Raw genomic sequence first — 22,066 nt, 5'->3', positions numbered from 1 at the left:
GGGTTCTTGCTCAGTGACGCGCACCCGCGACTTTCATCGTGGGGGTGGCATCCGTTGCCGCTTCATCCTTTGGGCCGTCACGCAACTCGATCCGCCTGATCGGGCCGACGATCACCAGGTAGCTGAACACCGCGACCAGGGCGTTGGCACCGACATACACCAGGGCCCACTTGAACGAGCCGGTGGCGCTGATGATGTAGCCGATGACGATCGGCGTGGTGATCGAGGCAATGTTGCCGAAGGTGTTGAACAGGCCACCGGACAGGCCGGCGATCTGCTTGGGCGAGGTGTCGGCCACGACCGCCCAGCCCAGGGCACCGATGCCTTTGCCGAAGAATGCCAGGGTCATGAAGCCGACCACCATCCATTCCGCCTCGACGTAGTTGCAGAAGACCATGGTGGTCGACAGCATCAGGCCGCAGACGATCGGCAGCTTGCGCGAGAAGGTCAGCGTGTGGCCACGACGCAGCAGCCAGTCCGAGATTACACCACCGAGCACACCGCCGATGAAGCCGCAGATGGCCGGCAGCGAGGCGATGAAGCCCGCCTTGAGAATGGTCATGCCGCGTTCCTGCACCAGGTACACCGGGAACCAGGTCAGGAAGAAGTAGGTGATGGCGTTGATGCAGTACTGGCCCAGGTACACGCCCAGCAGCATGCGGCTGGTCAGCAGTTGCTTGACGTAGTGCCACTTCGGACCGTCGTTGCTGCGTTTCTGGTCCATGTCCACCAGGCCACCGTTCTGCTCGATGTGTTCGAGTTCACTCGGGCTGATGCGCGGGTGCTGTTTCGGGTTGTAGATGGTCTTCATCCAGATGCCCGAGAACACGATGCCGAACACGCCCATCACGATGAACACGTGTTCCCAACCGAAGTGGTAGACGATCCAGCCCATGATCGGCGCGAACAGCGCGGTGGCGAAGTATTGCGCCGAGTTGAAGATCGCCGAGGCCGTGCCGCGTTCCGCCGCCGGGAACCAGGCCGCGACGATCCGGGCGTTGCCGGGGAACGACGGGGCTTCGGCGAAACCGACCAGAAAGCGCAGGGTGAACAGGGTGACGACCGCCCAGGTCACCGGCAGGCCGCCGACAAAACCCTGCAGCATGGTGAACAGCGACCAGCTGAAGATACTGAAGGCGTAGACGTTTTTCGAACCGAATCGGTCGAGCAGCCAGCCGCCGGGGATCTGGCCGGCCACGTAGGCCCAGCCGAAGGCGGAGAAGATGTAGCCGAGGGTGACAGCGTCGATGCCCAGGTCTTTCTGCAGACTGGAGCCGGCAATGGCGATGGTGGCCCGGTCGGCATAGTTGATCGTGGTCACCAGGAACAGCATGAGCAGAATCAGGTAGCGCACATGCGTCTTTTTAGTCGCTTGCATGCCTTGTACTCCCACTAGTTATTTTTGTGCGGGCTAACGAGTTGTGACCGGAGCCGGCGGTTGCCCGGCTCCGGGTGCGGTGTTGGCAGTCCGCAGGGGCGCGCTTATTGTGGGCCCATCTTGTCCATCAGCGCCGCCAGGGCTTCGTATTCCTGTTCGGTCAGGTCGGTCAGCGGGGTCCGTACCGGGCCTGCGTCGTAGCCGGCGATCTTCGCACCGGCCTTGACGATGCTGACCGCATAGCCGGCCTTGCGGTTGCGGATGTCCAGGTACGGCAGGAAGAAGTCGTCGATCAGCTTGCCAACGGTGGCGTGGTCGTCACGGGCAATGGCGTTGTAGAAGTCCATCGCGGTTTTCGGCACGAAGTTGAACACCGCCGAGGAGTAGACCGGTACGCCCAGGGCCTTGTAGGCCGCCGCATAGACCTCGGCGGTCGGCAGGCCACCCAGGTAGCTGAAACGATCGCCCAGGCGGCGACGGATGGACACCATCAGTTCGATGTCACCCAGGCCGTCCTTGTAGCCGATCAGGTTCGGGCAGCGCTCGGCCAGCTTTTCCAGCAGGTCGGCGTTCAGGCGGCAGACGTTGCGGTTGTACACCACCACGCCGATCTTCACCGATTTGCACACCGCTTCCACGTGGGCGGCAACACCGTCCTGGCTGGCTTCGGTCAGGTAGTGGGGCAGCAGCAGCAGGCCCTTGGCGCCCAGACGCTCGGCTTCCTGGGCATATTCGATGGCCTGGCGGGTCGAGCCGCCGACACCGGCGAGGATTGGCACCGACTGGGCGCAGGTGTCGACGGCGGTCTTGATCACCTGGCTGTATTCGCTGGCCGCGAGGGAGAAGAACTCACCGGTGCCACCGGCGGCGAACAGGGCGCTGGCGCCGTAGGGTGCGAGCCATTCCAGGCGCTTGACGTAGCCGGCGGCGTTGAAGTCGCCCTGGGCATTGAAGTCGGTGACCGGGAAGGACAGCAGGCCGTGGGAAAGGATGGATTTCAGTTCTTGTGGCGTCATTGTTCTAGGTATCCAGTGGCACGAGGGTGGAAGGAATTTCTGTAGAGGTAAGTTATCGTACAACTTAAACGAAAGCTAGTGCCATTTTTCTTGATCGGCGAGGTGGGTGCCTTTACGAAGGTACCGCGTCAGCTCAGGTAGATCGCCCGGTTATAAAGGTTGAGCCCTGGGTGGTCGAAGGCTGCTGCGGCTGAGGACGTGCCACTCGGGGCTCTTCACTGGCAGAAGGCTAGGAAGATAGTTGTCGTACGATTGGCGGTCGACAACCTGTTCGACCCTCTCCTCAGGTCGCGCGGATATCCATGATCCGTTCCACCAGCCAGGCCAGCGCCGGGTCGTGCTGGCGGTGCGCGAGGTAGACCAGTTCCAGCTGGAACGGCTCCAGCGCGAACGGCAGTTCGAACAGTTGCAGCGGCAGCAGTTGCGCGAAGTGCATGGCCAGCGCGGTCGGCAGGACCACGCACAGGTCCGATTCCGCCGCCAGGTGCGCGGCCTGCAGGTAGTTGGGCGTGGTGTAGACGATACGCCGCGACAGGCCCTGTTCCGCCAGCCATTGGTCGACCATGCCGCGGGTCTGGCCGCCATGCACCCAGAGGTGGCGCAGGCCGAGAAAGGTGGCCAGGTCGAGCGTTGCGTTCACCACCGGATGGTCGCGACGTACCGCGATACGCAGGGTTTCGCTGCGCCAGTGGCGGCGTTCGAAGCGCGCGGGAGACTCATCGAAGCGGCCGAGCACCAGGTCCAGCTCGCCTCGGTCGAGGGCTTCCACCGGCAGGCTCGGTGCCAGGTGCACCACATCGACCCGCAGGTGCGGCGCCTGGGTCTGCAAGGTGGCGAGCAGCCCGGACATGCACAGCTGTTCGGCGTAGTCGGTCAGGGCGATGCGCAACTGGCGGTGGCTGCGGCCGGGATCGAAGCTGTTGTCGCTGCCCAGGGTCTGTTCGATCTGTTGCAGCGCGGCGCGGATCGGCCCTTCCAACGCCAGGGCGCGAGGCGTGGGGCGCATGTGCCGGCCAACCCGTACCAGCAGCGGATCACCCAGCAGGTCGCGCAGGCGGGCCAGGGCGTTGCTCACGGTCGGCTGGGTCAGGGCCAGGCGCTCGGCGGCCCGCGACACGTTCTGTTCGCGCAGGAGCATGTCCAGCACCCGCAGCAGATTGAGATCGAAGGTCGATATATTCATGGCTGGAATACATGGGATGCAAAATTAAAATTTCAAAAATACTAGGGCCCTGACTAGGGTTGCGGCAATCCCTTCGATCATCGATTCAGGAGCGCCGCGAGTGAGCCACCCCTACCACGTTCAGCAAACCGCCGTTATCGGCGCCGTGACTTCGCCCGCCGTGCTCGACACCGCGCAGGACCTGGGGTTGATCCTGGCGCGGCTGGCCGATGTGCGGGAGGGCCGGGCATGAACTATCGGGCACCCTTGCGTGACATGCGTTTCGTGCTCCATGAGGTCTTCGATGGGGTGGCGCACTGCCGCCGCCTTGGCAATGGCCTGGACGGCGAGACGATCGATGGCATCCTCGAGCAGGGCGCACGGTTCGCCAGCGAGGTGGTGGCACCGCTCAACCGCCAGGGCGACGAGCAGGGCTGTCGTCTGGAGCAGGGCCGGGTACTGACCCCGGAGGGCTTTGCCCAGGCCTATCGGCAATACGTCGAACAGGGTTGGGCCGCCATGACCGGCCCGCTCGAGTACGAGGGGCAGGGCCTGCCGCAGCTGGTCTCGGCCAGTTTCCATGAAATGCTGATGGGCGCCTCGCTGTCGTTTCGCATCTACTCCGGGCTCACCGAGAGCGCCGTGCTGGCCCTGCATCGCCACGGCAGCGAGGCGCTCAAGCGCGATTACCTGGGCAAGCTGGTCAGCGGCGAGTGGACGGGCACCATGTGCCTGACCGAACCGCAGGCCGGTACCGACCTGGCGCTGCTGCGCACACGGGCCCAACCGGAAGCGGATGGCAGCTACCGCATCAGCGGCAGCAAGATCTTCATCAGCGGTGGCGACCAGGACCTGAGCGAGAACATCGTGCATCTGGTGCTGGCCCGCTTGCCGGAGGCACCGGCCGGTGTGCGGGGCATCAGCCTGTTCCTGGTGCTGAAGTTCGAGCCGGGTGCGGACGGCGGCGTGGGGCGACGCAATGCCGTCGAGTGCGGCGCCCTGGAGCACAAGATGGGCATCCGCGGTGCAGCCACCTGTGTGATGAACTTCGACGGCGCCCGCGGCTGGCTGGTGGGCGAGGCCAACCAGGGGTTGGCGTGCATGTTCACCATGATGAACGATGCGCGCTTTCAGGTCGGCCTGCAGGGCCTGGGCATTGCCGAGGCGGCGTTCCAGGGGGCGCTGGCCTATGCCCGCGAGCGCCTGCAGTCGCGCAGCCTGGCCGGGCCGGTGGTGCCCGGGCGCGCCGCCGACCCGATCATCAGCCACCCCGATGTGCGCCGCATGCTGCTGACCCAGAAGACCCTGGTCGAAGGCTGCCGCCTGCTGGCGGCGTGCGTGGCCCGTGAGCTCGACCTGGAGCACGGCGACCCGGACCCACAGGCCCGCGCCGCCGCCGGCCGCCGGGCCGCGTTGCTGATCCCCATCGTCAAGGCCTTTCTCACCGACGTCGGCCAGGAGGTTTCCAGCCTGGCGGTGCAGGTCCATGGCGGGCACGGCTATATCCGCGAGTGGGGCATGGAGCAGTTGATGCGCGACAGCCGCATCACCCAGCTGTACGAGGGCACCAACGGTATCCAGGCGCTGGATCTGATTCGCCGCAAGGTGCTGGCCGATGGTGGCGAGCAGGTGCAACAACTGATCCGGGAACTGCTCGATGAGGTGGCTGCCTGCAGCGATCCCGCCCTGGACGAGATGGCCCGGGTGGTGGACCAGCGCCTGGAGCAGTGGCGTTCCCTCAGCCAGCACGTGCTGGATGTCTGCCGGGCCGATCCCCAGGAGATCGGCGCGGTGTCGGTGGATTTCCTCGCCTATTCTGGCTACGTGCTGTTGGCGGCGTTGTGGTTGCGGGCGGCGGTGTGTGCCGCCGCGGCGCTTGACCGTGGCACGGATGACCGGGCGTTCTACCAGGCCAAGCTGCAGGCGGCGGAGTTCTACTGGCGACGGCTGCTGCCGCGCGCCGGTGCCCATCGGGAGGCGCTGCTCGGCGGCGCCCCGTGCCTGATGGTCATGAGCGAGGAGCACTTCGCCTTCTAGCCGGTTTTCCCTGCTGCCGTTCGCGCAGGCCGCGCCACGGCGAGTGCCATGAATACAAGAACAAGAGGAATAGGGACATGCAGCCTTTCAGCTTCGCCACCACGCCACAACTGCTCTGCGAACCGGGCGCGGCCGCCCGCCTGGCGTCATTGTGTCAGCAGCGCGGCGCCCGCCGGGTACTGATCGTCACCGACCCCGGCATTATCCGCCTGGGCCTGTTGGATGAGCTGTTGCCCGGTTTCACCCAGGCCCGGCTGGGCGTGGCGATCTTCAGCGATGTCTGCGCCGACCCGAGTGACACTTGCGTACAGTCCGCGGTCGAGCGGGCCCGCCACATCGGGGCCGAGTTGATCGTCGGTTTCGGTGGCGGCAGTTCGATGGATGTCGCCAAGCTGGTGGCGTTGCTGGCTCATCCCGAATGCAACCAGGACCTGCAGGCCATCTACGGCGTCGACCGGGCCCAGGGCCGGCGTCTGCCGCTGATCCAGGTTCCGACCACCGCCGGCACCGGCTCGGAGGTCACGCCCATCGCGGTGATCACCACCGGGCAAGCCAGCAAGATGGGCGTGGTGGCCTCGATCCTGCTGCCGGACCTGGCGCTGCTCGATGCCCGGCTCACCCTCGGCCTGCCGCCGGCGATCACGGCGGCCACCGGTATCGATGCCATGGTCCATGCCATCGAAGCCTACACCAGCAGGATCAGGCGCAACCCGCTGTCGAGCCTGTTGGCCCGGGAGGCGTTGCGTCTGCTGGCCGCCAACCTCGACCAGGCCGTGCACCAGGGGGACGACCTCGCGGCCCGCCAGGCCATGCTGCTGGGCGCCTGTCTGGCCGGGCAGGCGTTCGCCAACGCACCGGTGGCGGCGGTGCATGCACTGGCCTATCCGCTGGGGCGCAGTTCCACGTGCCCCATGGGCTGGCCAATTCCCTGGTGTTGCCGCACGTGATGCGCTTCAACCGCGCCGAAGCCTTTGCCGACTACGCCGAGCTGGCGCCGATGCTGCTCGGCGAGCGGCTGCGGGCCGGTGATCCGCCGGCACGCTGCGAGCAGTTCATCGAGGAACTGGCGCAACTGGCGCCTCGCTGCGGTTTACCTACCCGGCTGCGCGATGTGGACGTGCCTCGCCAGCGTCTCCGGCAACTGGCCGAGGACGCGATGCAGCAACAGCGGCTGCTGGTGAACAATCCGCGTGAGGTCCGGCTGGCCGATGCCCTGGCGATCTACGAAGCCGCGTTCTGAAGGGCTCGGCGAGCGCCCGCCATGGGACGCTCGCGGGCCGGCGGCTCGGATCCGAAAAGGCCCCCACCCTGAACGCCCCACAAATGACGCCCGTTTTTTCCCGCAGGAGGGACGCTTTGTCTTACAGATAGCCTTGCGTGGAGCGACTACATAATTAGGGGCAGCACAAAATCGAGCGGTGCAGTGAAGGAGGGAGCTCTGAACCACCGAGGTGGATTCGCGAGCGGCCTGAGGAAAGTTCTCCGCACCGGCTCAACCACCAGTCCGTCGCACCCGGCTGCGATAGCGATCACAGGGAGTACACACAAATGGATTTGAGTTCCGATATCAGCGCTGACCAGACCTGCATGGTGCTGCTCAGAATCAACCAGGAGTCATTGCGGCGCGACGGTTTTCTGTTCGAACTGGCCAGCCACGTGGAGGGCTGGGCGGGTGTCGAGATCCTCAGCGTCGAGTTCGGCCGGCGTGACGAGCACGCTCCCGGCCCGGCGGACGTTCTGGCGTGAAGCAGTCTGGCCCACGCACGGGCCGTCATCCGACCATGGAATGGTAGAGGTTTATATGCACCCGTTGAATCTGGCTGTCGCCTTTCAAATCATGAACAACATCAAGACCGGTCAGTTGCGCAATTGCCTGGCCATGGGGTTTGAGGAAAAGGACCTGCAGACCCTGATCGACCCGCGCTGCATGGGCGCCCTGGTGAACTCGCCGGTGCCCTGGTTCAAGGTGCTGGTCGACGGTGATGTCGTCCAGCGGCTGCTCTCGCGCACCCGCGACAGTGACGAGGAGGAGCAGATCAGCCGGGCGCTCCGCCTGGGGGCCAGCTCGCCGATGATCCTCGAACTGTTCGGGCTGTCGCCCAAGGAAGTCGCCATCCGCCGCACCATGTTGGGCATACCGTACCGCAAGGGTCGCTGGCCAACGGTCAGTCAGGACGGGGAAATGCGTCTGTGGGGACATTGGGTCCGGCTGACCAAGGAGCTGGATACCGATACACAGGACCCGCGCTCGGTGCTGCAGGTGGCGATGCTGATGACCGAGTGCGAGCCGACCTTGAACCTGGCCATGGTCTGGAGCCTGATCCGCGGCTGGATTGACGAGGAACTGGTGTGAGGCGTGGCTGAGCGGGTCGCAGGGGCCGGTTCCTGGGACCAGCCCCCGAGGCCCCTTGTGAAGGCCCTCAGTATTTCCAGGTCAGCGAAGCGGTCAGGTTGCGTGGTGCGCCGTAGTTGCTGGCCGTGCCGTTGTACAGGGACACCAGGTACTTCTCGTCGGTGACGTTGTTGAGGTTCAGCGACGTGCTCCAGTTGCGGTTGATATCGTAGCTGGCCATCAGGTCGACCACGGCATAGGGATTCTGGCGAATGCTGCTGTACACGTCATTCTGTACGGCGCTCTGCCAGCTCACCCGGGTCCCGACCTTGGCCTGTGGCAGGCCAGGCAGGCGGTAGGTCAGCATGCCGTGGACGCTGTGCTTGGGCACGTACTTGCGTGCCCGGTCGCCATCGGCACCGTCGATTCGCACATAGGTGTAGCCGCCCAGCAGGTCGAGGCCGGGCAGCACTTCGCCGCTAGCCTGCAACTCGATGCCGTGGCTCTTGTAGTCATCGGTGTAGTAGCGGTATTGGGAACCCACCTGAATGTATCGGCTGTTGGACGGCACATTGCTCTGTTCGGTCTTGAATACGGCTCCCGTCAGGGTCAGGCGATCATCCATCAGGCTGCCTTTCACCCCGGCTTCCAGGCTCTTGCCTTCGAGTGGGGCGAGTGGCTTGCCGTCGATGCCGACCGTGCCGTACTGCGGATTGAAGATCTTCGTCCAACTGGTGTAGAGGCTCCACTGCCTGTTCAGGTCATAGACCAGGCCGGTGTAGGGCGTGACCTTGCCATGTTCGCGTTGGGAGTGGTCGACACCATAGCTGTCGCCCGAGCCGTCGGCGCTGAGCATGCGCGCGCCGGCGATCCAGTGCAGGTCGTCCGCCAGGCTGAAGCGCGTGGCGGCGAACAGGCTTTTCTGGGCGTCGGTGAAGTTCTGTGTATTGGTATCGCTGGTGTAGATGAGCGGCGGCGGTGTTTCGGTGCCCGCAAGAATGCTGGCAAATGAGGTCGGGTAGTAACCCGCCGCTGCGGCATCGTATTCGCGTGCCGTCTGGTGGGTACGGCCATAGCTGGCACCGACGGTCAGCTCATGTTCGCGCCCGAACAGGCTGAACGGGCCGGAGAGCTTCGCCTCACCCAGTAACTCGTGGGCCTTGCTGGTGGTATGGGCCGCAAACGCCGTGGCGTCATCGCCGGTGACGCTGGAAACATAGAGCATGTTGGTGTCTTGTTTCTCGGTGATCCCGGTGGCGGTGATCGTCGCGTTCCAGCCGTTGCCGAAATCATGCTTGAGCTCGGCAAAGGCACGCTGGGTGTGCATGTTCCAGTAGGTCCACGGCTGGCCGACGCTGGAGCTGCGGCTGTGGTAGTGGATCGGGTTGTTGTTGCTGTCCACCAGGGGCAGGTTGCCCCACGTACTGCCGTTGGCGTCGCTGTTGTGCTGCGAGAAACCGACCGTGAGGGTGTCGGCATCGGACAGGTCGAACGCGAGCAGGCCGGCGACCACGTTCTTTTCGTGGCTGTAGCGATCGAGCCAGGCGTTGCCCTTGTCGTGGGCGTAGATGAAGCGTGCGCGTACGTTGCCGCTTTCCGTCAGCGGGCCCGATACGTCCATGTCGATTCGGCGGTTGTCCCAGGAGCCGGCGCTGGTGTCGATCTGCGCCTGGAAGGTGTCGGTCGGCCGCTTGCGCACGAAGTTGACCGTGGCTGATGGGTTGCCGGTGCCGCTCATCAGGCCATTGGCGCCATGGAGCACGTCGATCTGCTCGTATTCGGCCATGTCCTGGTCGCCGATCAGGATTGTCTGGGCGAACGGCATGCCCATGCCGTCGTACTCGAACGTCCCGATATCGAAGCCGCGAGAAGTGAACTCGGTGCGGTCGGTTTCGCTCTGCTCCACCGTCACCGAAGGGGCGGAACGCAGGGCGTCCTTGACGCCATTGAGCTTGAAGTCATCCATTTGGGCGCGGGTGATGGTGGTGATGGCTTGTGGCGTTTCCTTGTCCGTCAGTCCCAGCTTGGTGGTGCTGGACGAGGGCTGTCCCTGGTAGCCCTCGCTCTGGGTGTCGCCCTGAGTGACAGTGCCTTGAATTTGCGTAGCGGGCAGGGTGAGCTCGTCGGCGGCGTTCGCCTGCGGCAGCACACTGATAGCGCCCATCAGTAGCAGCGTGGTGGTGGAAAGGCAAGGATTCAAAATTCATGTTTCCTGATATGTCAAAAGGAAACACTATTCTTAATCAAGATGATAATCATTACCAAATGTGTCGATCTTGTTACCCAGCGGACAAGTGGTTTCATAGCGCGCAACGGATCATGACGAGCCCAGGGTGCAGTGCCCTGGCGGCGATCGGTGCTACTCTGGCGGTCCGCTTGTTTTCGAGCTGGCGCCGGATGCCGCCCGTATCGGCAGGTTTCCCTTTCAGGGCCCGTGGAACACGCGCCCCGCACGATGAGGAACAATCAGATGAAGCTCTGCCGTGTTGGCCAACCCGGACAGGAACGTCCGGGCCTTGTAGACGCCCAGGGACGTATCCGTGACTTGTCGGCTCACCTGGACGACATCACGCCCGACGATGTCACGCCAGCCGGCCTGGCACGCATCGCCCGGCTCGACATCGCTTCGCTGCCGCTGGTCGAGCAGGGCGTTCGCCATGGCGCGCCGGTGGCGGGGATTCGCAAGTTCATTGCCATTGGCCTCAATTATCGCGACCACGCCGAAGAAGCCGGCATGGCGATTCCGGATGAACCGGTGATCTTCACCAAGGCAATCACCTGTATCTGTGGCGCGCACGACAACATCGTGCAACCGCGCGAGTCGACCAGGCTGGACTGGGAAGTGGAGCTGGGGGTGGTCATCGGTACCGAGGCCCGTTCGGTTTCCGAGGCGCAGGCCCTCGATTTCGTGGCCGGTTACTGTGTGGTCAACGACGTCTCCGAGCGTGCGTTCCAGCTGCAGTCATCGCAGTGGGACAAGGGCAAGGGTTGCGACACCTTCGGTCCCATCGGGCCCTGGTTAGTGACCCGCGACGAGATCGCCGATCCGCAGAACCTGGACATGTGGCTGGACGTGAATGGCGAGCGCCGCCAGACCGGCAACACCCGCACCATGATCTTCACGGTGGCGCAGATCGTTTCCTACGTCAGCCGCTACATCACCCTGCAGCCGGGAGACGTTCTCTGCACGGGTACCCCGCCGGGTGTCGGCATGGGCATGAAGCCGCAACCGCAATGGCTCAAGCCCGGCGACACGGTTCGCCTGTGGATCGAGGGCCTGGGTGAACAGCAGCAGACGGTCGTGTCCGCTGCCTGAGGACTGCTCGTCGGGTTCAGTCCCGGTTCTCGACCTTGAACAACTGCGCAAAGCCTTGCAGGGTGCTGTCGACGAAACGCTCGTCGGTGGTCCCGGCCGGGAAGTGCAGGACGTTATGGATCACCAGCGATGCCAGGCCATGGGTATAGGACCAGCCGGCGAGGGCGGCCCGGCGCACTTCTGCATGCTGCACATCCAGCCCCAGTATTTCGGCGATGATGCGCTTGAGCTCGCCGAACGCCTCTTCGCGCGCGACCTTGAGCTCCGGGATCATCTCGCCGTTGGCGAATTCGGGGCCGAACATCAACTGGTACAGGGCCGGGTTGCCGCGGGCGAAGCTGAAGTAGGCCAGGCTCGCGTTACGCAGTTTCCGCACGCCTTCGCTGTGGGCATCCCTGATCACCAGCACCTTGCCCAGTTCGCGAAAACCCTGGGCGGCCAGATGGCCGATGAGTTCCGCGCGGTTCGCGTAGTGGTGGTACGCCGCCGTTGAACTGACTCCGACCCGCTCCGAAACCGCCCGCAACGAGAGTTTGGTCGGTCCCACTTGCTCGAGCATCTGTCGCGCGGCGTCGAGCAGTTGCGGCGCCAGGTTGCCCACGTGGTAGGTATCGCGTGAGCGGGCGGAGGTCTTGGTCATGCGGGGGTGGTCTCGACAGCAGGAGATTGGAAGGTATTGGCGTGGTCACGATCTTAGCATGGCGAAGTATCTTGACAGTGCTAAGATTGCTTCGTAGCCTGTGCCCCACAATGAGGCCGAAGTCGTGAGTCGTGCGAACGGAGGCCAGCCCGTCCGGGGTGTTTTTTTAGCGTGATCTTAGCACTGATAAGTTAAGGGGAAGAACATGCAACACTATGACGCCGTCGTGATCGGCGCTGGCAACGCCGGATTGACCGCCGCAACGGCCTTGCAGCGGGGCGGCTGTCGCACCCTGCTGCTGGAGCGCCACAACATTCCGGGCGGTTGCGCCACGTCCTTCGTGCGTGGCGATTTCGAGTTCGAAGTGGCGCTGCACCAGCTCAGCGGCCTGGGCACCGAGGACAAACCCTTCGTCATGCGCAAGCTGTTCGACAAGCTCGGCGTGCTGGACAAGGTCGAGTTCGTCCAGGAGCAGGCGCTGTATCGCCTGGTGGTTCCGGGGGAGATCGACGTCACCCTGCCTGCCAGCTGGTCGGGGGTGCGCGATACCCTGCAGGGGCTGTTTCCGGCGCAATCCCAGGCGATTGCGGACTTCCTGGCGCTCTGCGAGAAGATCACCGTGGAAAGCTTCATGACCCTGCCCCAGGCGCGCCGCAGCAACAGCCAGGCGATGCTCGAGTCGATGTGCCCGTGCTTCGTGAAGTACGGTTTCCGTTCGGTGAAGGAGGTGCTGGACGAATTTTTCAGCGACCCCAAGCTGAAGCGGGTGGTGGCCACCTATTGGCTCTACCTCGGCGTGCCCCCCAGCAGGCTGCCGTTTCCGGACCTGGCCGCGATGTTGTATGCCTACGCGGCATTCAAGCCCTGGCATATCAAGGGCGGCTCCCAGGCCTTGTCCAGTGCGTTGGTGGAGTCGTTTCTCGAAGCCGGTGGCGAAGTCCGTTTCAACTGCGGCGTAGAGAAGATTCATACCCGCGACGGTCGCATCAGTGGTGTACGCCTTGAGGGGGCGAGAGCGTTTCCTGTGCGGCCGTGGTGTCCAATGCCAGCCCACTGACCACCTTCAACGAGTTGCTGGATCTCGAGCAGCCCCCGCTCAAGGTCCGGCAGGATTTCAAATCCCGGCGCATGGGGACCTCGGCCTTCGTCATCTACCTGGGCCTGGATTGCACCCCGCAGGAGCTGGGCGTTACGCAAGCGTCCAGTTTCATCTACGAGACCCTGGACGAAGAGCAGATCTTCCAGCGCATGGGCAGCCTGGACCCCCCCTGGGCGGCATGCTGACCTGCTACAACCTCGAAGATCCCGAGGCCGCGCCCCCCGGCAAGAGCCAGGTGGTGCTGGTTTGCCTGCAATATGCCGAGCCCTGGAAGGCCGTGTCGCCGGAGCATTACGCGCAAACCAAGTACGCGTTCGCCGAGCAACTGATCGGGGTGATCGAGAAGGTCTACCCGAAGGTGCGCCAGTACATCGAGGAGGTCGAAGTCGCCACGCCGCTGACCATGATGCGCTATCTCAATACGCCGGGTGGCGCCATCTATGGGTTCCAGCAAAGCACACAGGATTCGGCCTTGCTGCGCGAGCGCCTGGAGGGTGTGCCCGGTCTCTATATCGCCGGCTCATGGACCACCATGGGCGGCTTCCAGCCGACCTACATGGCGGGTGAATCCACCGCCAGGGCGGTGCTCAAACAGTTGAAAACCAGGGAGGTGGAGCATGTCTGAGCAGAACCTGCTGAATGCCGTCGCGGGCTTTCGTGAAGCCTGGCAAGCCAAGGAGGTGCTGGAGCGGACGGGCAGCGACTTCCGCGAAATCAGGGGGGAGGTCGCCAGCACCGTGGTGCAGTTGCATCCCAAGCGGCTGGAACTGGAGGTCGCCGAGATCATCGATGAGACCGCCAGCACCCGGACCTTGCGCCTGGTCGCCGCGGACCGTGGCGTGCTGCCACCGTTCCAGGCCGGGCAGTACATCAACCTGTTCGTCGACATCGATGGCGTGGCCACCGCTCGACCCTATGCCATGTCTTCTTCGCCCGCGCAGCGTTCCCATTACGACCTGACGGTGAAGCGGGCCGCAGGTGGTTTCGTGTCCAACTATCTGCTCGACAGGGGCGTGGTGGGGCAGCGCCTGCTCGGTTCCGGGCCGATGGGCAGCTTTCACCACAATCCGCTGTTCCATGGCGATGACCTGGTGTTCCTGGCCGGCGGCTCGGGCGGTGCGCCGGCGCGCAGTATCCTGCTGGACATCCTCGAGCGTGGCCTGCCGTACCGTTTCCACCTCATTTACGTGAACAGCTACATCGATGATGTGATTTTCGATGATGAACTGCGTGGCCTGGCCGATCGCCATGCCCACTTCACCTTGAGCGAGGTGATTTCCCGTCCTCCGGCCGACCACCGGGGCCACACCGGTCGCCTGACGCAGCCACTGCTGCAGCAACTGCTCGGCGAGATCGGCGACAAGATGTTCTACGTGTGTGGTCCCACGCCGTTCAATGACAGTTGTATCGAGCTGCTCATGGCACTGGGTGTGAAGCGTCGACGTATCCGCGTCGAGGCCAATGGTGCGCCCAAGGCGCCGAATGAGCAGCCAGGGTGGCCTGAAGGCGTCTCACTGGATGATGAGGTCACCGTCACGGTCAATGGGCGCGGTCAGTTCCGCAGCCGCGTGGGCGAGCCCTTGCTCAATGCCCTGGAGCGCAATGGCTACGGCACCGAAAACGCCTGCCGTTCAGGCGAGTGCAGCCTGTGCCGGGTCAAGTTGCTTCGTGGCACGGTGTTCAATCCGCAGGAGGCCCATTTGCGCAAGTCCGATCGTGACTTCGGCTGGATCTACTCCTGTGTCGCGTTCCCCACGGGAGATATCGAAATCCTGCTCTGAAAGGGCGACTACCGCGATTTCAGCGCCAACCCAGGCGTCGATCCAGCGCCCAACTGCCAGCACCGCGGCCGACCAGCAGCAACAGCAGGGCGGCCCAGGTCAGGTGGGTCGGCCAGGCATCGGGGTAGACGAATATCTCGATCACCAGGGTCATGCCCAGCAGGGCCAGGGCCGAGAACCGGGTGGCCAGGCCCAGCACCAGCAGCAGGGGGAACAGATGCTCGGCGTAGGTGGCCAGGTGTGCCGCCAGCTCCGGGGGCAGCAGGGGCAGGGCATATTCATCGCGAAACAGCGAATAGGTGCCGGGCCTGATCGTCAGCAGGCCTTCGACCTTGGTGCGCCCGGAGAGCCAGAACACCGAAGCGATGCCCAGGCGGGCCAGCAGCAACAGGAGGTTGTCACTCAGCAGGCGGGTCAGCACGGAAGCGTTCATGGAAGGTACCTTCATTCGAGTGGGAGAGGGGCGAAGACCTGTGCGGCCATCAACGTGCCGAACAGCGTTGTGAAATCAAGATCCGGTTCACGCCGCTGGGCGTGGGTGCTGGCGGCGTCCAGCGACAGCCCGTCGGCGCAGGCGTCGAGAAAGGCCACCGCGCCAGCACTCAGGGGCGCATGGGTGACCCCGTCCAGTTCGCCGACCAGCAAGGTGCCTTCCCCGTGCCAATGGGCTGGCTGCCGGGCGATGCCCTCGAAACGGCTGCAGTACCACAAGGCATGGGCCGGGTGTTGCGCGCACCACTGCCAGCGCACACTGGTGCGGGGGCGCAGTGCCTGTCTGCCGAGCGCTTCCGGCGCGACGCTGGCCAGTGCCGCAGGCGCCAGGGCCGCTTCTACCGTCGAGCAGAAGGCTTCCAGCCAGAGTCGGTCCAACTGCGCCACATCCGGCAGGTAGGGCAAGTGCTGGGCGCCGGGATGTTCCGCCAGGAATGCCGGGAACTCATGGCCATACAGCGCCAGCCGTGCATCGATGGGGGGGTGTGCCTGGGCGTAGGTGTCCGCAGCGGCCCGCATCCATGCTTCGCCCACCAGGGTGAGCACGCTCGGGAAGTTGTCGCACAGGGCGTCGATGCACGCGGCTCGCACGGTGTTGCGGTACACGGCGAAACCCGGCTGTGCGGTGAGCGACTCCAGCGCCGGTGCCGGGTGTTGGTAGAGGGCCGCGACGAAGTCGTCCTGAAAACGGGCCAGGGTACTCATGGCGTGTTCTCCAGCAGCGTTTGCGCTTGCGTGCGCCCGCTCATCAACGTGTCGAAGTCCGGCAGCGCGTCATCGCGTTCGATCAGGGTGGGCAGGGGCCCCGTGCGTGCCAACAGGTTCCGGTAGAGCGCCCAGACCGGTTCGCTGATCTCGGTGTCGTGGCTGTCGATCAGCAGTGCGCTGGCGTGGTCGGCGCGATGCCCGGCCAGGTGCACTTCCATCACCTGGTCGAGAGGAAAGTCCCTGAGGTAGACGTCGGCATGTTGGCCGAGGTTGTGGGTGCTGACGTAAACGTTGTTCAGGTCCAGCAGCAGGCCGCAACCGCTGAGGTGGGCCAGTTCTCCGAGGAACGCCGGCTCGTCCAGCTCATGGCCTTCCAGGTGCAGATAATGGCTGGGGTTTTCCACGGCGATGCGCCGGCCCAGTGCATCCTGGGTGCGGGCGACGTTGTCGGCGATACGTGCCAGGGCCGTGCGGCTGCGTGGGCACGGCAGCAGGTCAGGGTAGTAGTGGCCGCGCCAGGTGGCCCAGGCCAGGTGTTCGGAGACCAGCACCGGCGCCACGGCATCAGCCAGGTGGCGCAGGCGGGCCAGGTGTTGTGGGTCGGGTGGGGCGTCGGCAGCCAGTGACAGCGATACCCCGTGCAGGGCCAGTGGATGGCGCTGGCCGAGGCGTTCGAGCCAGGCACGGCGGGGGCCGCCGAGCAGGTAGTTCTCCGCGTGCACCTCGAACCACAACCCGGGGGCTGTGGCCTCGAGTGCCTCGGTGAAGTGCTGGGGCTTGAGCCCCAGCCCTGCGCCCAGTGAGGCGGTGCTGTTCATCTCAGGCGTTTTTCGGGGTCAGCGAGCCGGCGCCGTTGGGCGTCATGATCCCGGTGCAGGTGCCGGCCGGCACTTCCTTGAAGGCGTTACCCTGATAGTCCTTTTTCGCGGTGCCTGCGCAGGTGGTACCGGCACCGGCCTTGCAGTCGTTCTCGCCGGCCTTGGCCACGCCGTAGCATTTTTCCATGGCCGGGTTCTTGCTCATGGCGGCGCCTTGGCTGGTGGTGTCGGCCATGGCGGTACCGGCGAGGGCGGCCAGGGCGAGGGCGGCGGCGCTGAGGGCAATAGCTTTCATGAGGTGGACTCCAATGATGTTCAGGATTGAATGGGCCACTGTTCGCAGTGGTCAGTAGCTAATTCGTTGCGCCCTGAGGTTTGGTTACAGCGGTACCGATTTTTTTTCAGAGGGTCTGTTTGGGTCGATCTTGTGAGTCCGCCGGGAGCTTGGGTAGGATCTGCCGCTTGCAACGGCCCGTGCATTTTTCAGCCACGGGTTGTAACCAGGGCAGCGTATGCAACGAACTAACCATCAGGAACGCCTTGCCGAGCGTGAACAACAGCTCAAGAGCCTGCTGCTCGCCGGATTGGCCGGTGATGCCGCTAGTTATCGGGCGTTCCTCACGGCATTGGCCGGTCACCTGCGCGCGTTTCTGGGGCGGCGTCTGATCGGCCGGCCGGCGGAGGTGGAGGATGTGGTGCAGGAGGTGCTGCTGGCGGTGCACAATGCACGACACAGCTACCTGCCCGGGCAGCCGGTCACCGCCTGGGTGCAAGCCATCGGGCGTTACAAGCTGGCTGATTACCTGCGCACGGCACGACGCGTCCAGGATCGGCAGCTGCCGTTGGACGATCAGGCCGAATGGTTCGCCGAGACTGACGACCAGGCCACCGAAGCGAGCCGGGACCTGGGGCGCCTGCTGAGCCAGCTGCCCGACCGGCAGCGCCTGCCCATCGAGTACGTCAAGCTCGAAGGGCTGTCGGTGGACGAAACCGCGCACAAGGTGGGGCAGTCCATCTCCGCGGTGAAGGTGAACATTCACCGTGGCCTGAAAAGCCTGGCGAAAATGATTCGAGGTGAGCGTAACGATGAACACTGACGAACTGATCGGGCTGCTGGCCACCGGCAACCCCGGGTGCCGCCCCATGTGTTGGCGCGCCGCCTGGTACTGGCGCTGGCCGCCGGCGGGCTGGGTGCCGTGCTGCTGATGGCCAGCCTGTATGGCGTGCGCCCGGACCTGGCCGAGGTCGCACGTACGCCGCTGTTCTGGGCCAAGCTGGCCTTGCCGGGTGTACTGCTGGGCGTGGCACTGGTGTTGGTGCACCGTCTCGCTCGCCCTGGCGTGAAGACCGGGCCGGCCGCAGGAGCATTGCTCATACCGGTGGCACTGGTGTGGCTGGGGGGCGCTCTGGAGTGGTTCGGCGCATCGGCGGGTGATCGCACAGGCCTGTTGTTCGGCACCACCTGGAAAACCTGCGCGCTGAACATCGCGCTGCTTTCGCTACCGGCGCTGGTCGCCAATGTGTGGGTGCTGCGCACGATGAATCCGACCCGCTTGCGCGCCGCAGGGGCTGCCGGTGGTTTGCTGGCGGGCGCCACCGCCACGCTGGCCTACTGTCTGCATTGTCCGGAAATGAACGTGACCTTCTGGTGCGTATGGTATCTGGCCGGGATGCTGCTGCCCACGGTGCTGGGGGCTTGGTTGGGACCGCGACTATTGAGGTGGTAGCGGGCCCGAACCCGATCGGTTCGCAGCGCAGGGCCTGGTATATCGGTTCGACCGGGTTGCAGCCACACTGGCATTCACCCTACGATATACAGGGGTGTGGCTTTCCATCGAAAGGCGCAGGTTAAAGACTTACGCCGGTCGGGCCGCTGGTGAGGATGGCTCATGCCCGCACCCAACACACCCGCGTCCCACTCTATCCCTCGCGTTCAGCAACTCACCCAGCAGGCGCTCGCCGCCATCGAACGCTTCAGTCATATCGAAGCGGTCAGCGGTATCGTGCTGCTCATTGCCGCCATCGTCGCCCTGCTCTGGGCCAACCTGCCGACATCTGTCGGTTACGAGGCCTTCTGGCATGCCCGCCTGAGCATTTCATTGGGCAGTTTTTCCGCCGGAGCGACATTGCACTACCTGGTCAATGACGGCCTCATGACGATCTTCTTCCTGGTGGTCGGGATGGAGATCCGCTCTGAGATGAAGGACGGTTCCCTGTCCAACATGCGTATGGCGACACTGCCGGTCATGGCGGCTTTGGGCGGGGTGGCAGTGCCGGCCCTGGTCTACGTGTTCTTCAACGCCGGCCATGCGTCCATCAGCGGTTGGGCCGTGCCGACGGCGACGGATATCGCTTTTGCCGTCGGGGTGCTCGCCCTTCTCGGGAAAACGATTCCTTCCGGGTGCGGGTGTTCCTGCTCGCCCTGGCGATCATCGACGACATCGTGGCGGTGCTGATCATCGCCCTGTTCTATACCAGCTCACTCAATCCGCTGGGCGCCGTGGTGGCGCTGGCGGGGATCCTGGCGGTGCTGCTGTTCCAGCGAATGGGGATCGCCAATGCCTGGCTGTACCTGATTCCGGGCGCCATTCTCTGGGCCGGCTTTGCCATCCTGGGCGTGCATCCAACCCTGGCCGGGGTGGTGCTGGGGCTGATGACCCCGGTCTATTCCCGACCCGCCACGGAGCGTCCGCTGGCGACCCTCAGCCAGGCCATTCGTGAGCTGGTCGTCCACGTCAGTGAGCGTCCGGACCACGATGCCGTGCATCAACCGCTCGCTCGGATTCGCCAGGCCCATCGTGAACTGCTGGCACCGGTCAAGCGCGTGCAGGTTGCCCTGCATCCCTGGGTGGCCTACGGCATCATGCCGCTGTTCGCGCTGGCCAATGCCGGGGTCGAGATGGGCCATCTGTCGCTGGATTCCGGGTCTACCCAGGCGGTCATGGTCGGCGTTTTCCTGGCTCTGGTCCTGGGCAAGCCGCTCGGAGTGGTGCTGTCCTGCCTGGTGCTGGTCAAGACGCGGCTTTGCCAACTGCCGGAAGGCGTGGAGTGGCGGGGCGTGGTGCTGATCGGTCTGCTGGCCGGTATCGGTTTCACCATGTCCATCTTCATTGCCGGCCTGGCCTACACCGACCAGAGCCTGCTGGGGATTGCCAAGCTGGGTGTGCTGTCGGCTTCCGGCTGCGCTGCGCTGCTCGGGTTGCTCTGGGGGCTGGGGGCGTTCGTTTTCCGGCGCGTCAGATCCTGATTGTCCGGCCCTGGCGCCTTAATTCATTTTTTCAGGCAGCCAGGGCAGTGTTCTCTCTGTGGTGTACTGTCTTGGAGAGATAGCCACGAACACATCGCAGCCTGGCGGCGTTGCACGGCGGCTTGTGAAGCTGCCGTGGCGAGACACGTTCTTCGGGTCGCCAGGAAGACAAACGTGTCTTACTTTCAGTAGCGGGCCTGGCGTGGTAAAAAACTCCATCCCTCCTCAATCGAAGTTCGAAAAATGCCCAAGACACAGCTGGCAGGTAGCTCGGCAGCGACAGCGGCCGATATCGAAAAGTCGATCCAGGCCCTGAACAAAATGGCCGAACGCCTTTGGGGTGATGGTCGGGAAGCAGAGGCCCAGGCGCTGCTCAATGCCCTGGACGCCTTGAATCGTGCGCTGGACCGCATCCGGATCGGCCAGAGTCGTCGCGCGGCGACGCTGCACTGAAAACAGGAGGAACCCGCGCTATGGATGCACATGAGCGAGCTACTTGATCTGATCGCCGGGATTCTGAATCTGCCGGACGGTTCGAACCATCGCAGAAAACGCGTGTTTTCTCCGGGATTCCTGATTTTCGCGGCGTGTGTAGCCTTCGTGGAACTGGTGCTGCTCAATGCCTGGTATGGGTCAGGCGCTTGAGTATCGCTGCCACTGTCCTATCTGCGAGGCAGTACAACTGTTATGTTGCAACGTGACCGGGGCATGCTCGTCAGTTTCCAGCCATCGAGCTGCCTCAGGGAGCGAGCCTTGCACCCTGTGCGTCACCCAGGCTTCACCTGCTTTTCTTCGGGCGTCGGGCCCCTGAGCCGTCGATGGCCCGATCCTCGATAGCGTAAGACGGATTGGCAAATGACCACCCCAGCAACTGAAAACACCGGCAACTGGCAACAGGTGATCGCCCTGGCCCTGGCCGCCTTTGTCTTCAACACCACCGAATTCGTGCCGGTCGGGCTGTTGAGTGCCATCGGCGAGAGCTTCGACATGTCGACCGCACAGGTCGGCCTGATGCTGACCATCTACGCCTGGGTGGTGTCGCTGACTTCGCTGCCGATGATGCTGCTGACCCGTAACGTCGAGCGACGCAAGCTGCTGATCGTTCTGTTCGGGTTGTTCATTGCCAGCCATGTACTGTCGAGCATCGCCAGCAGTTTCGGCGTCCTGCTGGTGAGCCGGATCGGCATTGCCCTGGCCCACGCATTGTTCTGGTCCATCACCGCGTCCCTGGCGGTACGGGTGGCGCCGGCGGGCAAGCAGGTGCAGGCGTTGGGGTTGTTGTCGACCGGGACGTCCATGGCGATGGTGCTGGGGATTCCGCTGGGCCGGTTGCTGGGCGAAGCCATGGGTTGGCGTACGACGTTCCTGGTGATTGCCGTATTGGCTGGCGGCCTGGTGCTCTGGCTCGGGAAAACCCTGCCGTTGCTGCCGAGCCAGAACTCGGGGTCGCTGAGAAGCCTGCCGGTGCTGTTCAAGCGCCCGGCGCTGGTGGCGGTCTACTGCCTGACGGCATCGGTAATCACTGCGCAATTCACTGCCTACAGTTATGTCGAACCGTTCATCAAGACCGTGGCGGGCATGAGTGGCGAGGTGGTCACCCTGATCCTGCTGCTGTTCGGGGGTGCCGGAGTCCTGGGCTCGTGGCTGTTCAGCAGGTTCAACCGGCAACACCCGCAGCCGTTTCTGCTGGTGGTGACCTCGTTGCTGACTGTTTGCCTGCTCCTGCTGTTGCCGTTGAGTGGCAATGTTTCGGCACTGAGTGTGCTGAGCGTGTTCTGGGGCGTGGCGATCATGGGCTTTGGCCTGTCGCTGCAGCGCAAGGTGCTGGAACTGGCGCCGGACGCCACCGACGTGGCCATGGCGATGTTTTCCGGGATCTACAACATCGGCATTGGCGGTGGGGCGCTGGTGGGGAGCTGGGTAGGGCGGCAGCTGGGGTTTTCCTACATCGGCGTGGTCGGCGGTGCGCTGGCGGGTGTGGCGTTGGCGCTTTACTGCGTGTCGCTGTACCGCCACTCACTCAAGGGTGCCCAGGGCTAG

At 64.2% G+C, this 22,066-nt stretch carries 19 protein-coding genes and 4 pseudogenes; 14 read left to right on the top strand and 9 right to left on the bottom strand.

Translation table 11 applies throughout. The annotated features are described in order from the left end of the window. Nucleotides 1-10: 10 nt before the first annotated feature. The 3 genes from ACZ5KU_RS18340 to ACZ5KU_RS18330 form a co-directional block, all read right to left on the bottom strand. Nucleotides 11-1,378 carry an MFS transporter gene (locus tag ACZ5KU_RS18340; RefSeq protein WP_464735950.1) on the bottom strand — a complete coding sequence of 456 codons (1,368 nt, stop codon included), beginning with the start codon at nucleotides 1,376-1,378 and terminating at the stop codon, nucleotides 11-13. 104 nt (nucleotides 1,379-1,482) lie between these two features. Continuing rightward, the gene (gene kdgD, locus ACZ5KU_RS18335; RefSeq protein WP_054060954.1) at nucleotides 1,483-2,394 is read right to left on the bottom strand and encodes a 5-dehydro-4-deoxyglucarate dehydratase; all 912 of its coding nucleotides are present in this window, start codon (nucleotides 2,392-2,394) and stop codon (nucleotides 1,483-1,485) included. A gap of 283 nt (nucleotides 2,395-2,677) precedes the next feature. Beyond that, nucleotides 2,678-3,577 carry a LysR family transcriptional regulator gene (locus tag ACZ5KU_RS18330; RefSeq protein WP_464735949.1) on the bottom strand — a complete coding sequence of 300 codons (900 nt, stop codon included), beginning with the start codon at nucleotides 3,575-3,577 and terminating at the stop codon, nucleotides 2,678-2,680. A 100-nt stretch (nucleotides 3,578-3,677) separates the two neighbouring features. Here ACZ5KU_RS18330 and ACZ5KU_RS18325 point away from each other — a divergent pair, with 100 nt between their 5' ends. The 5 genes and pseudogenes from ACZ5KU_RS18325 (at nucleotide 3,678) to ACZ5KU_RS18305 (ending at nucleotide 7,946) form a co-directional block, all read left to right on the top strand. Then, on the top strand, nucleotides 3,678-3,809 hold the full coding sequence (locus ACZ5KU_RS18325; protein WP_464735948.1) for a hypothetical protein: 132 nt from the start codon (nucleotides 3,678-3,680) through the stop codon (nucleotides 3,807-3,809). Continuing rightward, on the top strand, nucleotides 3,806-5,593 hold the full coding sequence (locus ACZ5KU_RS18320) for an acyl-CoA dehydrogenase C-terminal domain-containing protein (RefSeq protein WP_464735947.1): 1,788 nt from the start codon (nucleotides 3,806-3,808) through the stop codon (nucleotides 5,591-5,593). Before ACZ5KU_RS18325 ends, ACZ5KU_RS18320 begins: the two co-directional genes overlap by 4 nt. Nucleotides 5,594-5,670: 77 nt before the next feature. Beyond that, a pseudogene (locus tag ACZ5KU_RS18315) lies at nucleotides 5,671-6,833 on the top strand (iron-containing alcohol dehydrogenase). Nucleotides 6,834-7,141: 308 nt separating this feature from the next. After that, nucleotides 7,142-7,339, top strand: coding sequence for a hypothetical protein (locus ACZ5KU_RS18310; RefSeq protein ID WP_054056974.1), 198 nt, complete (start codon nucleotides 7,142-7,144; stop codon nucleotides 7,337-7,339). Nucleotides 7,340-7,394: 55 nt separating this feature from the next. Next, complete coding sequence (locus tag ACZ5KU_RS18305) at nucleotides 7,395-7,946, top strand: DUF2857 domain-containing protein (RefSeq protein ID WP_054056973.1); 552 nt, start codon at nucleotides 7,395-7,397, stop codon at nucleotides 7,944-7,946. 67 nt (nucleotides 7,947-8,013) lie between these two features. On the opposite strand, the gene ACZ5KU_RS18300 is transcribed toward ACZ5KU_RS18305, so the two are convergent. Further along, a complete protein-coding gene (locus ACZ5KU_RS18300; RefSeq protein ID WP_464737418.1) occupies nucleotides 8,014-10,089 on the bottom strand; it encodes a TonB-dependent siderophore receptor in 2,076 nt (691 codons plus the stop codon). Nucleotides 10,090-10,395: 306 nt separating this feature from the next. On the opposite strand from ACZ5KU_RS18300, the gene ACZ5KU_RS18295 reads away from it, so the two are divergent. After that, the gene (locus ACZ5KU_RS18295) at nucleotides 10,396-11,241 is read left to right on the top strand and encodes a fumarylacetoacetate hydrolase family protein (RefSeq protein WP_054056972.1); all 846 of its coding nucleotides are present in this window, start codon (nucleotides 10,396-10,398) and stop codon (nucleotides 11,239-11,241) included. Nucleotides 11,242-11,257: 16 nt separating this feature from the next. Here ACZ5KU_RS18295 and ACZ5KU_RS18290 read toward each other — a convergent pair whose 3' ends face one another. Beyond that, nucleotides 11,258-11,881, bottom strand: coding sequence for a TetR/AcrR family transcriptional regulator (locus ACZ5KU_RS18290; RefSeq protein ID WP_054056971.1), 624 nt, complete (start codon nucleotides 11,879-11,881; stop codon nucleotides 11,258-11,260). A gap of 205 nt (nucleotides 11,882-12,086) precedes the next feature. Between ACZ5KU_RS18290 and ACZ5KU_RS18285 the strand changes: the two are divergent. Both ACZ5KU_RS18285 and ACZ5KU_RS18280 read left to right on the top strand, forming a co-directional pair. Then, nucleotides 12,087-13,605: pseudogene (locus ACZ5KU_RS18285) on the top strand (phytoene desaturase family protein). Continuing rightward, entirely contained in the window at nucleotides 13,598-14,761 is a 1,164-nt protein-coding gene (locus ACZ5KU_RS18280) for a 2Fe-2S iron-sulfur cluster-binding protein (RefSeq protein WP_464735946.1), read from the top strand. Before ACZ5KU_RS18285 ends, ACZ5KU_RS18280 begins: the two are co-directional and overlap by 8 nt. Before the next feature lie 19 nt (nucleotides 14,762-14,780). Here the strand turns inward: ACZ5KU_RS18280 and ACZ5KU_RS18275 are convergent, their stop codons facing one another. The 4 genes from ACZ5KU_RS18275 to ACZ5KU_RS18260 are packed head-to-tail and all read right to left on the bottom strand — an operon-like array spanning nucleotide 14,781 to nucleotide 17,074. Continuing rightward, the gene (locus ACZ5KU_RS18275; RefSeq protein ID WP_239687910.1) at nucleotides 14,781-15,194 is read right to left on the bottom strand and encodes a DoxX family protein; all 414 of its coding nucleotides are present in this window, start codon (nucleotides 15,192-15,194) and stop codon (nucleotides 14,781-14,783) included. Nucleotides 15,195-15,205: 11 nt separating this feature from the next. Further along, nucleotides 15,206-15,958, bottom strand: a complete 753-nt coding sequence (locus tag ACZ5KU_RS18270) for an HvfC/BufC N-terminal domain-containing protein (RefSeq protein WP_054056967.1) — start codon at nucleotides 15,956-15,958, stop codon at nucleotides 15,206-15,208. Next, nucleotides 15,955-16,779 (bottom strand): MNIO family bufferin maturase, encoded by an 825-nt coding sequence (gene bufB, locus ACZ5KU_RS18265; RefSeq protein WP_054056966.1) that lies wholly within the window; start codon nucleotides 16,777-16,779, stop codon nucleotides 15,955-15,957. Before bufB ends, ACZ5KU_RS18270 begins: the two co-directional genes overlap by 4 nt. 1 nt (nucleotide 16,780) lies before the next feature. Beyond that, nucleotides 16,781-17,074, bottom strand: coding sequence for a BufA1 family periplasmic bufferin-type metallophore (locus tag ACZ5KU_RS18260; RefSeq protein WP_054056965.1), 294 nt, complete (start codon nucleotides 17,072-17,074; stop codon nucleotides 16,781-16,783). A 217-nt stretch (nucleotides 17,075-17,291) separates the two neighbouring features. On the opposite strand from ACZ5KU_RS18260, the gene ACZ5KU_RS18255 reads away from it, so the two are divergent. From ACZ5KU_RS18255 to ACZ5KU_RS18230, 6 genes and pseudogenes are all read left to right on the top strand, one after another. Continuing rightward, nucleotides 17,292-17,876 carry a sigma-70 family RNA polymerase sigma factor gene (locus tag ACZ5KU_RS18255; RefSeq protein WP_054056964.1) on the top strand — a complete coding sequence of 195 codons (585 nt, stop codon included), beginning with the start codon at nucleotides 17,292-17,294 and terminating at the stop codon, nucleotides 17,874-17,876. Further along, nucleotides 17,866-18,506 (top strand): annotated as a pseudogene (locus tag ACZ5KU_RS18250) (DUF1109 domain-containing protein). The gene ACZ5KU_RS18255 and the pseudogene ACZ5KU_RS18250 overlap by 11 nt, the downstream one beginning before the upstream one ends. Nucleotides 18,507-18,668: 162 nt before the next feature. Continuing rightward, a pseudogene (nhaA, locus tag ACZ5KU_RS18245) lies at nucleotides 18,669-20,026 on the top strand (Na+/H+ antiporter NhaA). 243 nt (nucleotides 20,027-20,269) lie between these two features. After that, a complete protein-coding gene (locus ACZ5KU_RS18240; RefSeq protein ID WP_026145362.1) occupies nucleotides 20,270-20,479 on the top strand; it encodes a hypothetical protein in 210 nt (69 codons plus the stop codon). Between the two features lie 30 nt (nucleotides 20,480-20,509). Further along, complete coding sequence (locus tag ACZ5KU_RS18235) at nucleotides 20,510-20,671, top strand: hypothetical protein (protein ID WP_162491358.1); 162 nt, start codon at nucleotides 20,510-20,512, stop codon at nucleotides 20,669-20,671. Between the two features lie 210 nt (nucleotides 20,672-20,881). Next, entirely contained in the window at nucleotides 20,882-22,066 is a 1,185-nt protein-coding gene (locus tag ACZ5KU_RS18230) for a sugar transporter (protein WP_054056961.1), read from the top strand.

Source organism: Pseudomonas sp. Tof1 (genome assembly GCF_055390395.1).
The sequence above is the reverse complement of the archived record's forward strand: the minus strand, read 5'-3'. Positions and strand labels throughout refer to the sequence as shown.